Source organism: Bacillus sp. ES1-5, from assembly GCF_022487605.1.
Classification (GTDB): domain Bacteria; phylum Bacillota; class Bacilli; order Bacillales; family Bacillaceae_G; genus Bacillus_A; species Bacillus_A wiedmannii.
In genome coordinates this window covers 955669-967148 of record NZ_JAKVPU010000001.1, presented here as the reverse complement: position 1 = coordinate 967148, position 11480 = coordinate 955669, and the positions used below count along the sequence as shown (strand labels likewise).

The 11480-nt window shown below is 34.8% G+C and carries 14 protein-coding genes; 10 read left to right on the top strand and 4 right to left on the bottom strand.

The annotated features are described in order from the left end of the window. Positions 1-23 precede the first annotated feature (23 nt). The 4 genes from asbE to bcbE all read left to right on the top strand — a co-directional run bounded on the left by asbE (position 24) and on the right by bcbE (position 3687). Positions 24-1007, top strand: coding sequence for a petrobactin biosynthesis protein AsbE (gene asbE / locus MKO96_RS04985; RefSeq protein ID WP_240586867.1), 984 nt, complete (start codon positions 24-26; stop codon positions 1005-1007). Between the two features lie 37 nt (positions 1008-1044). Beyond that, positions 1045-1887, top strand: coding sequence for a petrobactin biosynthesis 3-dehydroshikimate dehydratase AsbF (gene asbF / locus MKO96_RS04980; RefSeq protein ID WP_240586866.1), 843 nt, complete (start codon positions 1045-1047; stop codon positions 1885-1887). Between the two features lie 126 nt (positions 1888-2013). Further along, a complete protein-coding gene (locus MKO96_RS04975) occupies positions 2014-2220 on the top strand; it encodes an alpha/beta-type small acid-soluble spore protein (RefSeq protein WP_000113545.1) in 207 nt (68 codons plus the stop codon). 237 nt (positions 2221-2457) lie between these two features. Then, positions 2458-3687 (top strand): bacillibactin exporter BcbE, encoded by a 1230-nt coding sequence (bcbE, locus tag MKO96_RS04970; RefSeq protein ID WP_000913346.1) that lies wholly within the window; start codon positions 2458-2460, stop codon positions 3685-3687. Positions 3688-3740: 53 nt separating this feature from the next. Here bcbE and MKO96_RS04965 read toward each other — a convergent pair whose 3' ends face one another. Next, positions 3741-4355: a LysE/ArgO family amino acid transporter gene (locus MKO96_RS04965; RefSeq protein ID WP_240586865.1), complete on the bottom strand. Its 615-nt coding sequence runs from the start codon at positions 4353-4355 to the stop codon at positions 3741-3743. Between the two features lie 118 nt (positions 4356-4473). Between MKO96_RS04965 and MKO96_RS04960 the strand changes: the two genes are divergently transcribed. After that, positions 4474-5916, top strand: coding sequence for an aminotransferase-like domain-containing protein (locus tag MKO96_RS04960; protein ID WP_240586864.1), 1443 nt, complete (start codon positions 4474-4476; stop codon positions 5914-5916). Between the two features lie 12 nt (positions 5917-5928). Then, the gene (locus MKO96_RS04955) at positions 5929-6096 is read left to right on the top strand and encodes a DUF3933 family protein (protein WP_000816376.1); all 168 of its coding nucleotides are present in this window, start codon (positions 5929-5931) and stop codon (positions 6094-6096) included. A gap of 111 nt (positions 6097-6207) precedes the next feature. Here the strand turns inward: MKO96_RS04955 and MKO96_RS04950 are convergent, their stop codons facing one another. Continuing rightward, on the bottom strand, positions 6208-7173 hold the full coding sequence (locus MKO96_RS04950) for a patatin-like phospholipase family protein (RefSeq protein ID WP_000686811.1): 966 nt from the start codon (positions 7171-7173) through the stop codon (positions 6208-6210). 89 nt (positions 7174-7262) lie between these two features. Next, entirely contained in the window at positions 7263-7409 is a 147-nt protein-coding gene (locus MKO96_RS04945) for a YjcZ family sporulation protein (protein WP_000540427.1), read from the bottom strand. Positions 7410-7633: 224 nt separating this feature from the next. On the opposite strand from MKO96_RS04945, the gene MKO96_RS04940 reads away from it, so the two are divergent. From MKO96_RS04940 to MKO96_RS04925, 4 genes are all read left to right on the top strand, one after another. Continuing rightward, complete coding sequence (locus MKO96_RS04940) at positions 7634-8386, top strand: YwqG family protein (RefSeq protein WP_240586863.1); 753 nt, start codon at positions 7634-7636, stop codon at positions 8384-8386. 145 nt (positions 8387-8531) lie between these two features. Next, a complete protein-coding gene (locus MKO96_RS04935) occupies positions 8532-9692 on the top strand; it encodes a transglutaminase domain-containing protein (protein WP_240586862.1) in 1161 nt (386 codons plus the stop codon). 99 nt (positions 9693-9791) lie between these two features. Continuing rightward, on the top strand, positions 9792-9989 hold the full coding sequence (locus MKO96_RS04930; protein WP_002203457.1) for a DUF4083 domain-containing protein: 198 nt from the start codon (positions 9792-9794) through the stop codon (positions 9987-9989). Between the two features lie 30 nt (positions 9990-10019). Further along, complete coding sequence (locus MKO96_RS04925; protein ID WP_046954986.1) at positions 10020-10481, top strand: NUDIX hydrolase; 462 nt, start codon at positions 10020-10022, stop codon at positions 10479-10481. Positions 10482-10524: 43 nt separating this feature from the next. Here the strand turns inward: MKO96_RS04925 and nadE are convergent, their stop codons facing one another. Beyond that, positions 10525-11343 carry an ammonia-dependent NAD(+) synthetase gene (gene nadE, locus MKO96_RS04920; RefSeq protein WP_098058022.1) on the bottom strand — a complete coding sequence of 273 codons (819 nt, stop codon included), beginning with the start codon at positions 11341-11343 and terminating at the stop codon, positions 10525-10527. Between the last annotated feature and the right edge of the window lie 137 nt (positions 11344-11480).

The following is an 11480-nucleotide window of genomic DNA, read 5'->3' as shown; positions in this document are numbered from 1 at the left end:
CCTTTAGGAAAGTGGATGAGAATATGACTTCAATTAAAGTTCATTGTTTAGTGAGTTGCTTTTGTGAAATTATAAAAAGGCGTAGCGATATAGATTTCCGTCCATTTTATTTTGGATTATGGGACGGAGATTTTGATATAACAGAAGGCGGCATTATCTCGTATCACTCCGAAAATATTAACCATGATAATTATTTATTATGGTATGAAAAATTGTACGGTATGAAAGTGAACGAATGGTATGATCATGCAAAAGATAAAGATAGCAATGTAGAAACGTTTTTACAATTAGTAGAAAACAAGCTAGAAAATCGTTATGTCATTGTAATGGTTGATATGTCTCTATTGCCAGAGAGGGAAAATAAATTCCATCAAAAACCGTTTCCGCATTATTTAATGATATCGAAGACAGAGAAAGAAGAAGAATGGTTCATGCTAGATCCTGATTTTCGCTGGGAAGGGAATATGGAAAGAGAAAAAGTGCTTCACTCTGTTCAAGATAACCCATTTGGTGGAGGGTATTTCATTGATGTAGAAGAAGTTCAGGAGCCAACGGTAGAAATGGTAGCGAGTTATTTCATAGAAACTTTCAAAAGAAATGACAATGAACTGACTATGGAATTGAAAAATTTAATTATAAAAATGGCAAATGAAGAAGAAGGTTATTCGCTTTCGGGTCTTGTAGCGGCAGTGAAGCAAATACCAGTACTTGCAATTCGTAAATATAGTTATGAACATGCCTTTGCATACTTCCGTGAAACGTTGCAATATTCGGAGCAAGAGTTTGATTATTGGTGTGATCGGGTAGAGGATATTGTACAAGGATTTACAAATGTACAGTATCGAGCAATTAAAATGGCAATGACGAATAATAAAGGCATGTTATTATCAATTGTTGAAAAGTTGGATGAAATGAATGCAATTGAACTGCAAATTAAGGCTGAATTAGAGAGACAGTTTTTATCATGGAAAGAAATGAAAACAAACCAGTCTGTCTTAGCGTTTTAAAAACCTAACTGAATTTAAGATAAGGGAGTTCAAACCTATGAAATATTCATTATGTACTATTTCCTTTCGTCATCAATTAATTTCATTTACTGATATTGTTCAATTTGCATATGAAAACGGTTTTGAAGGAATTGAATTGTGGGGGACTCATGCACAAAATTTGTATATGCAAGAGTATGAAACGACAGAACGAGAATTGAATTGTTTAAAGGATAAAAACTTGGAAATTACGATGATAAGTGATTACTTAGATATATCATTATCGGCAGATTTTGAAAAAACGATAGAGAAATGTGAACAACTTGCAATATTAGCTAATTGGTTTAAAACAAACAAAATTCGTACGTTTGCTGGACAAAAAGGTAGCGAAGATTTCTCGGAACAGGAGAGAAAAGAGTATGTGAATCGTATTCGCATGATTTGTGAAGTATTTGCTCAGCATAATATGTATGTACTTTTAGAAACACATCCAAATACGTTAACGGATACGCTGCCTTCTACTTTGGAATTATTAGGAGAAGTAAATCATCCGAATTTGAAAATAAACCTTGATTTTCTTCATATATGGGAGTCTGGTGCAGATCCAATAGACAGCTTCCATCGACTAAAGCCGTGGATACAACATTACCATTTTAAGAATATATCGTCAGCAGATTATTTGCATGTGTTTGAACCAAATAATGTATATGCAGCAGCGGGAAGTCGAATTGGTATGGTTCCATTATTTGAAGGGGTGGTAAATTATGATGAGATTATTCAGGAAGTGAGAGATACTGACCATTTTGCTTCACTCGAATGGTTTGGACATCATGCGAAAGATATATTAAAAGAAGAAATGAAAGTATTAACAAATAGAAATTTAGAAGTAGTAACTTCTTAATATAAAATGATGTAAGAGTCTCTCATTGTAGAGACTCTTTTTTAAAAAATATAAATAACCAAAAATTACCATGTATTTAAATTAAAATTTAACACAATTTATATATAAATAAGGAGGTGATTGGTAATGGCTAGAAATCGTAATTCTAATCAATTAGCATCACATGGAGCACAAGCAGCTTTAGATCAAATGAAATATGAAATTGCACAAGAATTTGGTGTACAACTTGGAGCTGACACTTCTTCACGTGCAAACGGTTCTGTAGGCGGTGAAATTACAAAACGTCTAGTAGCGATGGCAGAACAACAACTTGGTGGCGGATATACTCGCTAATTGTAGAAAGTTATAGGAGAAAGGAAGGATTCTTCCTTTCTTTTTTTTTCAATTAATTGGTATGAATATATTGCGAACTGGATTCAAAGAATAGGAATAATACTATATTTTCCCCAATTTCTTTTGTTGTAAATGGGAAGTAGTAAAGATGTAATAGCCCTGGTGGAATGAAAAATTACGTTCCAGCAGGGCTATTATATGGTCAGAAATATACGATGAAAGGGTTCCGAAGCCAACATGTTAAAAAAAGAAAACTGTTGTTTAATTGCGCTTGCATCAGTTCCACTTGTTATGACATTAGGGAATTCAATGCTCATTCCAATCCTACCGACTATCGAAAAGAAATTACATATTTCATCGTTTCAAGTATCCATGATTATTACAATTTACTCTATTGTAGCCATTTTACTTATACCGATTGCTGGTTATTTATCAGATAGATGGGGACGAAAGATGATAATGGTTCCGAGTTTGCTGATTGCGGCTATAGGAGGAGCGATAACTGGTTGGGTATCATGGAAAGTTGATAATCCCTACACTTGGATATTGATCGGTAGAGCGATTCAAGGTATTGGTGCTGCTGGTGCAATGCCAGTTGTTATACCGTGTGTTGGTGATTTATACAAAGATGAAAAACAAGTTAGTACAGGTTTAGGAATCATTGAAACATCCAATACATTTGGAAAAGTGCTGAGCCCTATTTTAGGATCTGCTCTTGCTGCCATTGTATGGTTCTTACCATTTTGGGCAATTCCAGTTTTATGCATAGTATCAATTGTTTTATTACTTGTTCTAGTAAAGGCAAAGAAACAAGAAGGAGAAGTGCCACCACTTAAAGAGTTTATAAAGTCTATTATCTCTACGTTTCGAGAAAAGGGAAGATGGTTAATTGCCATTTTTGTATTAGGTGCAATTATTATGCTTATTTTATTCGGAATTCTCTTTTATTTGTCGACGATACTGGAATCAAAGTATGACATACATGGTATATGGAAAGGTTGTGTACTTGCTATCCCGTTACTTGTATTGTCACTTAGTTCATATATGGCGGGTAAAAAAATTGGAGATAATCAAAATGTAATGAAGAAGTGTATTTATATTGGTTTTTTAATGGCAGCTGCATCAGTCATCATTCCTTTATTTATAAAAGGGATTTATTTACTACTTCTTTGTCTCGTTATTATGGGGATAGGAATTGGTATGGCACTCCCATGTTTAGACGCCCTAATTACACAAGGAATTGAAAAGGAGCAAAGGGGGACAGTTACGTCATTTTATAGTTCCATGCGATTTATTGGTGTAGCAGCTGGACCACCTCTATACTCTTTTTTCATGAAAGGTGCTGACCATGAAGTGTTTTATGTAACAAGTATTTTCGCTGGTATCGGTGCTGTTATAGCAATGATTTGGATTAAACCAGCAAAAGATGCAAAGACGGTAAAACAGAAAACGGAACCTACTTCATAATCTGTAAGAGAATTGCATGGTGTTTTAAGGAACATGCAATTCTCTTTCGTTCATTAAGAATACATAACTTGTTTTAACATATAAAGCGCGACGCCCCAAATGATGAGACCCGAAAACTTATTTAATAATACGATTGTCTTTCCAGTTGAGTCTATTCTTTTTAGAAATTTCCCCGCTAAGGCTAAGCTTATAAACCAAATCCAAGAAACGATAATAGTTGCAAGTGTGAAAGCCCATTTTTCACTTCCTATGTATTGAATAGAATTTGTTCCGATTACACCGATTGTATCTAAAATTGCATGTGGATTTAATAACGAAACCGATGTAGCGAAAAGGATTTGCTTTTTTAATGGCATACTGTTTTCTTTTTTTATATCGTTGGAAGGGTTACTTCTCCAAATAACAAAGCCCATATATAGGAGAAAGAAAAATCCAATTATATATAACGTGTTAGTTAGCCAAGAAAAAGTAAGGAGTACAAGGGAGACACCCTGCACTGCAATCAATATGAGTAACGTATCACATATAGAGGCAGTTAATACTACAGGGGCTGCCCTCCAAATGTTTGGTTGGCTCGCACCTTGGTTAAAGACGAAAACATTTTGGACACCTAATGGAATGATAAGACCAAATGCAAGAATGATACCATGAATAATTGCTTCACTCATCATATTACCTCCTATTTTAATTCAGTATGATAGTGTATATTGTATAGAAGAAATGAAAATTTGTATCCATCCATATGGTTGGAGAGGTTACCAACCAAAAAGAATATAAGGTGATATGATGGAAAGATTCGTTTGGAAACCAAATATGTCTCTAGCGACTCCTCTGTATAAACAAATAGAAACGTATATAAAAGAAAGAATCGTTAATGGAGAATGGACTGTTGGAACGAAATTACCTTCACAAAGAGATTTGGCACATACATTCGGTGTGAACCGGAGTACAATTGTAATGGCTTTCGATGAACTAGTGGCAAAGGGATACATTGAAGGGAATGGCAGGAAAGGAACAATTGTTGTAAATAATAATGAGAATGCTTCAACGTACGCGCCCCCGCCTAATTGGCAGTCTTATGTAGAAACAGGACTTCATTATCCGAATTTGCCTGCTATTCAAGAGATTAATCAAGCTGAATTTTATCCGCATGTAATTCGTTTAGGAACCGGGGAGCTCGCGCCAAGTCTTTTACCTGAAAAAAAGATGAAAGGGATTATGAATAAGCTTTTAGCATCAAAGGTGACACTTGGCTATGAAGAGCCGAAAGGAAGTCTCTCTTTAAGGGAAAAGATTGCGGACTATTTAAATGGACATGGTATAGATGTAACTCCTGATTCTATACTAATTGTTTCAGGAGCTATTCAAGCGTTGCAACTTATTTCTATGGGGCTTCTTCCAAAAGGGGCATCCATCTTATTAGAAAAACCATCTTATTTATATTCTCTTAATGTTTTTCAATCAGCAGGAATGCGTTTAATTGGTATACCAATGAATGAGAACGGTTTACATGCATCATATATTACAAAATATAAGAAGCAATTTAATGCATCTATTTTATATACAATCCCGTCTTTTCATAATCCGACGAACTTTAGTATGAATGCGAAGAAAAGAATAGAAGTGATGGAAATATGTAACGAAATTGGTTTGCCAATTATAGAAGACGCGGTGTACCAAGACTTATGGTTTGATGAGCCTGTTTCAAAGCCTTTAAAAGCATATGATAAAAACGGAATTGTACTACATATTGGGAGTATGTCTAAAGTCATTAGTCCAGGATTAAGAATTGGATGGATTGTTGGATCTGAGCCAGTCATTCAAAGATTGGCAGACATAAAAATGCAAACAGATTATGGTTCAAGTTCTATATCCCAGCAAATTGCAGCGGAATGGTTTGCAGATGGATTGTATGATGAACATTTACAGTTTGTAAGAACTAAGTTGAAAAAACGTAGAGATTTTATGTTGCAAATGTTAGAGAAATATTGTCGTGATATAGCAACATGGTATGAACCGACAGGTGGTTTTTATATTTGGTTACATATGAATGTACCCGTTTCGAACCGTAGCTTATTCGACAAAGCTTTGAAAGAAAAGATTTTATTAAATCCAGGTACTTTGTATGATAGAAGTGCAAACCAATTTTTGCGTCTATCTTATTCATACGCAACGTTAGAAGAAATTGAAATAGGTATCAAAAAACTTGCACAACTAATGAAAAAGTAAGAGGAGAAAATAATGAAACAATACGTAATTTGCCAAATTATCAATGGAGAAAAATATTTAGCTGCTTATGCTGAGTCGAAGCAGGATGCAATTGAAAAAGCAGAATTGTTAGGATTACGAACGGGAAATCGATACACAGTTATTACTGCGGAAGAAGCTGAAGGGTTAACGTATCCTTAAGCAACGAATAATAATGATGCAGCAGGAAGTAAATAAGCCTAGTAATCTATGATATTACTAGGCTTATTTTTTTTGAAAGCGTTACGTGTTCTCGTATGAAAAATAATAGTATTATGAGTCAAGTTGACGGAAATACCGATTTGTTTTTCGGTCCTGATTTCCGTTTCTATAGTCATCAATATATTGTCTGAAGTTCCAAGATTGTAAAAACTTATTTGCGGCGTTATAACCAGAATTGTAAAGCCACTCTTTTTCTTCCTTTGTTAACTCAAAGTTTGTACTTGTAATGGATCCTGTTGGAATTGTAATCGTTCTTGCTTTTGATTCCTTATCTAAATGACGTAAATCATGGGCTTGCATCATCGTTTTAAAAAGTCCTTTGAACATGGAGATAGGCTCGTTATAATGGGCAGGGTCAGCTTGAATCTCATCTTTTACGAAATGAAATCCAAATGTTGGCCAGCGAGGAGAGGAAGGTGAGTCGAAAATCCAAATAGGGTAATTGCTTAAAATCCCTCCATCAACCATATAACAAGGTTGCTTCCATTTAGGGGTTCTCCATTTTACCGGTTCAAAGAAGAAGGGGATTGTACTACTCATTCTTACAGCTTTAGCAATAGAGAAGCGATAATTTAAAAATCCGTAGTTTGGTAAGTCATCAGGAAAGATAACCATTTTACCATTACTTATATCAGAAGCGATAATTTTAAGCTTATTTAAATCAGGTAAATCTGTAAATAAGTGAACTCCTTTTTTGCGAAGTAATTCTTCAATCCATTCTTCTATAAATATATTAGAGTAAATACCAAGAGTAGTCCATGCGCTTAATCCTTTTCCGATTAAGGGGATTCTGTCAATAAAGGTTCTCTTCGTAAATTTATTATAATCGATATCAGTTATAATCGTTTTTAACTCTGAACAAGAATATCCTGCTGCTAGGAGCGCAGCGATAATGGAACCAGCTGATGTTCCAGCTACACGTTCCCATTCATAGCCTTTTTCAGCTAACGCGCAAATTGCCCCTACATGTGCAATCCCACGTACACCGCCTCCTTCAAAAACACCATCAATCTTCATCAATCTCATACTTCCTTTCGAATAAAAGATTTGAAAATGGCAAAAAAGCACGTATTGTACGTGCTTCTTTACAATAGTTTTTAAATTTACTAGCAGCCTACAAAGCCGCCCCAACAGCTAGCTCCGATGATGATTAGAAGGATAAATAAAACGATTAATAAAGCGAAACCTCCATAACCACATCCACCACAACTACCGCCGTAACCGTAACCGCTGCAACTATATCCGTAACCCATGTGGAATTCCTCCTTAAATTAAAAATAAAAATGAACGAGGGGAAAATGTACTGGAAGAAATAATGAACTATCGTGTTTGTAGGAACAATGTATACTATGCTTTTTTTAACTTGTTCGCGTATGGAGGAAGAGCCCGTTTTTTTGGAGGCTTGTTGTTTTTACAAAGAATGGAGTATAATTTTTGTGCGATGATACAAATAAGTATGTAAATATAAGGAGAATTTATGAATAAACAAATTGAAGTATTAATTGATAAATATGGGCTGACACATTTAAAAGAAGAACTTATTAATACTGTATTTCCTTGTGTAAAAGTTGTGCCAAAGCAGGAGGAAACAGTTGCGGTAGGTAGTTCGAAAATGGGAGGAGTTCCTGACTTGCCAGCTACATTTGAATACCCGATGCACAAAGGAAATCCATTACAGTTTATCGCTCAATTTAATTTAAATGATTTACAAAATGTTGGTATGGATCACAATCTTCCTAAGACAGGGATGTTATATTTTTTCAGCATTGAAAATTACTTTGAAGAAGATGTGAATCCAACTGAAGCGGGGCGTGTACTTTATTATGAAGTTCCTGTAGAGCAATTACGAAGGGCAGATGAATTGCAAACAAATTATAACCAGTGTGCAACTACTTTTGAACTGACATATAAATTGCCAGAGCTTTTCATTGAAGATGAGGCTGATTCAGACCGTTTCTTACAATTACTTGAAGAACTAATCCCAGACAACTACGATAACCATCAAATGTTTGGTGAGCCATTCTCTGTACAAGAGGAAGTATTATATGAGACAGGAGAATATATGGGGATAGACCCGCAGCAAATGACGCTTTTATTCCAAATCGATTCAGATACTAAAAATTGTAATATGATGTGGGGAGATTTAGGAATGCTTTATTTCTGTATTGGAAATGAAGACTTAAAAAATCGACGTTTTGAAAATACGTGTTGTGTATTACAAACTTGTTAATGAAAAAGGTTGTTCTTGTAAAAAGAACAACCTTTTTACAATGTTAAATATGCATAATCTCATATGACCTATACGAAAAAGTATTGTATACTCTGAAACTATACGATACTTTTTCGTATAGTTATAGAATGTAAGGAGTGACGAGATGAGAAAGACAAGTAAGTATGTGACAGCTACCCTACTTTGTTCAACTATAGTAATGGGAGGCTTACACGCGTCAACGGTATCTTATGCAGCTACGAATCCGTCTGTAGCGACAACACAATCAGATGCAAAGCTATTAGATGATTTCCGAAAAGAATTAAAAAAACAGGTTGATAATCGAGAAGAAAATATTACAATCACATATAAAACGAAAGATAGAAATGCTAGAAATGTTATGGACCAATTGTATGGCGAGTTTAATAAAATTGTAGATGCAGATGAGTATGTAAAATATAATGTAGCGTCTACTAAATATTCTATTAAAGGGTTACCAGGAAACTATACGTTTACACTGCAAGTGAAATACCGTGAATCAAAAGAGCAAACACAATATGTAAAATCCCAGGCAAAAGCAATTATCGGTTCAATTGTAAAACCAGGGATGGATGAGCATGAGAAAGTAAAAGCTATTCACGATTATGTTGTGAAACATGTATCTTATGATACGTCTTATAAAGCGTATACAGCATATGAAGCATTAGCGAATCGTTCTGCCGTTTGCCAAGGCTATACGTTATTAACGTATGAGTTGTTAAAAGAAGCAGGTATTCAAAATCATATTGTAACAGGCACAGGGAATGGACAAGCTCATGCATGGAATTTAGTAAACATTGAAAACAAATGGTACCACATTGATACGACATTCGATGATCCAGTACCAGATAAAGCTGGGCGTGTAACATATTCATATTTTAATATGTCTGACGAGCAATTAAGTAAAGATCATGAATGGGATCGTAGTAAATATCCGGCGGCAACTGCAAGTTACTTTAATGAATTAACAAACAAAATAAAAATGGGTAGTTCAAAGACTGCTGCGTATAAACAAATGTTAAAAGAAACAAATTTAAAATATTTGTCTGCACAATACGGGGCAGATAATTATAGTGAATTTAAGGGGAAATTACAGCAACAATTCGCTTCTAAGCCAGAAAAGGTAGAAGTACGATATAAGCAATCTATGGATGGAACAATGCAAGATATAAAGAAAGTGTTAAATGAAATAAATTGGCCAAAAGGTGCGAAACGTGTATCTTATGAAGTAGCACCATATAGTGCAATGGCAGATTATTCATTAGCGACAATTACATTTACTTATTAATTAAGAAGAGCATCTTGGAAAGGTGCTCTTTTTATTATGTATCACTTCAAAAAACAGAATTGTGTGATAAAATATAAAAAGGAAGGATGTGGGATTTGAATGAATTTGTTCGAAAGTAATATTTTTACATTGATATATACTTGTTTAGTAATCGGACTTATCGTTTTGTTTTTCCTATCATTTACTTTGTTCCTTAGAAGATTATTGCAAAACAGCGCTGCAAAAAAACAACATGTAATTAATATGAATAAGAAGCTAGATCGAATGATTGAATTGCTTGAAAAAGATAAGAAATAATGATAGAAGATGTATGAAAAGGGGAAGAAGATGGCTAATTATATAAAAGAATTACGTGAAAAAGTAGGTCACGACTGTGTTCTCATAAACTTTGCGGGTGGTTGTGTGTTGAATGAACATGGAGAAGTATTACTGCAAAAAAGAGGTGATTTTAACGCTTGGGGATTTCCTGGCGGTGCAATGGAAATTGGAGAATCTGCCGCAGAAACCGCGATTCGAGAAATAAAAGAAGAAACAGGTTATGACGTGGAAATAAATGAGCTTATCGGGGTGTATACAAAATATTTTCAAGCATATCCAAATGGAGATAATGCCCAGTCAATTTTAATATTCTTTTCATGCTCAATTGCCGGTGGAGAGCAAAAAGTAGACGGTGATGAAACGTTGGAATTGAAGTTTTTCCCGCTAAACAAAATGCCACCATTGTTTAATCAACAACATGAGGATTGTTTACAGGACTTACTAGAGAAAAGAGTAGGGGTGTATCGTTAACATAAAAAAGAAGCTAATGAGGTTAGCTTCTTTTTTATATAATTTATTTCCACCAATCATCAAACATTGATGCTGGAACTTGTCTTTTATGTTCGCTCACTGTGTAACGTTTTTCAATTTTTTCTGCAACGTCAGTTGGAACTGCTTTACCTTCTAAATAATCATCTAGTTGATCATACGAAATACCTAACTCCGTTTCATCAGCTTGACCTGGTTTTTCATCTAATAAATCAGCTGTTGGCATTTTTAAGTAAAGTCGCTCGTCTGCACCTAATTCTTGTAATAGAGCGCGTCCTTGGCGTTTTGTTAATCCCGTTAATGGTAATAGGTCTGCACCACCATCTCCGAATTTTGTAAAGAATCCTGTAACAGCTTCTGCCGCGTGATCTGTTCCGATAACAAGTAGACCTTTTTGTCCACCAATTGCATATTGTGTAACCATACGGATACGTGCTTTCACGTTACCTTTATTGAAATCTGTTAATGATTCACCTAATAAGTTTTCGTATTGGCTTGAGAAAGCATCAACTGTTGAAGCGATATCAAATGCAACAGATTGATCAGCTTGAATAAATTGTAATGCTAATTGCGCATCATCTTCGTCTTTTTGCACTTTATAAGGAAGGCGCACGGCGATAAACGTTGCGTTACCACCTTCATTACGAATTTCCTCCACTGCAAGCTGAGCTAAACGTCCAGCTAATGTAGAGTCTTGTCCGCCACTAATTCCAAGTACAAATCCTTTCGCACCTGTTTTTTTTACATAATCTTTTAAGAAATCAACACGTTTACGGATTTCTGCTTTCGGATCAATTACAGGCTGAACATGTAATGCTTTCATAATTTGTTCTTGTAATGTCATTATGTTTCCTCCTATTCATATTAAAGCAGTAATTAAGTTTATATGTATATTGGTACATACTTCTATCCTTTATTATTTCGCAAAACTAGCGAATATACAATAGGATGCGTGTATGAATATGAATGTAGTCATTATAA

Excerpts from the sequence above, each read along its gene's own strand:
- asbE (WP_240586867.1), top strand. The coding sequence starts at position 24 with ATGACTTCAATTAAAGTTCATTGTTTAGTGAGTTGCTTTTGTGAAATT.
- asbF (WP_240586866.1), top strand. The coding sequence starts at position 1,045 with ATGAAATATTCATTATGTACTATTTCCTTTCGTCATCAATTAATTTCA.
- MKO96_RS04975 (WP_000113545.1), top strand. The coding sequence starts at position 2,014 with ATGGCTAGAAATCGTAATTCTAATCAATTAGCATCACATGGAGCACAA.
- bcbE (WP_000913346.1), top strand. The coding sequence starts at position 2,458 with ATGTTAAAAAAAGAAAACTGTTGTTTAATTGCGCTTGCATCAGTTCCA.
- MKO96_RS04965 (WP_240586865.1), bottom strand. The coding sequence starts at position 4,355 with ATGAGTGAAGCAATTATTCATGGTATCATTCTTGCATTTGGTCTTATC.
- MKO96_RS04960 (WP_240586864.1), top strand. The coding sequence starts at position 4,474 with ATGGAAAGATTCGTTTGGAAACCAAATATGTCTCTAGCGACTCCTCTG.
- MKO96_RS04955 (WP_000816376.1), top strand. The coding sequence starts at position 5,929 with ATGAAACAATACGTAATTTGCCAAATTATCAATGGAGAAAAATATTTA.
- MKO96_RS04950 (WP_000686811.1), bottom strand. The coding sequence starts at position 7,173 with ATGAAGATTGATGGTGTTTTTGAAGGAGGCGGTGTACGTGGGATTGCA.
- MKO96_RS04945 (WP_000540427.1), bottom strand. The coding sequence starts at position 7,409 with ATGGGTTACGGATATAGTTGCAGCGGTTACGGTTACGGCGGTAGTTGT.
- MKO96_RS04940 (WP_240586863.1), top strand. The coding sequence starts at position 7,634 with ATGAATAAACAAATTGAAGTATTAATTGATAAATATGGGCTGACACAT.
- MKO96_RS04935 (WP_240586862.1), top strand. The coding sequence starts at position 8,532 with ATGAGAAAGACAAGTAAGTATGTGACAGCTACCCTACTTTGTTCAACT.
- MKO96_RS04930 (WP_002203457.1), top strand. The coding sequence starts at position 9,792 with ATGAATTTGTTCGAAAGTAATATTTTTACATTGATATATACTTGTTTA.
- MKO96_RS04925 (WP_046954986.1), top strand. The coding sequence starts at position 10,020 with ATGGCTAATTATATAAAAGAATTACGTGAAAAAGTAGGTCACGACTGT.
- nadE (WP_098058022.1), bottom strand. The coding sequence starts at position 11,343 with ATGACATTACAAGAACAAATTATGAAAGCATTACATGTTCAGCCTGTA.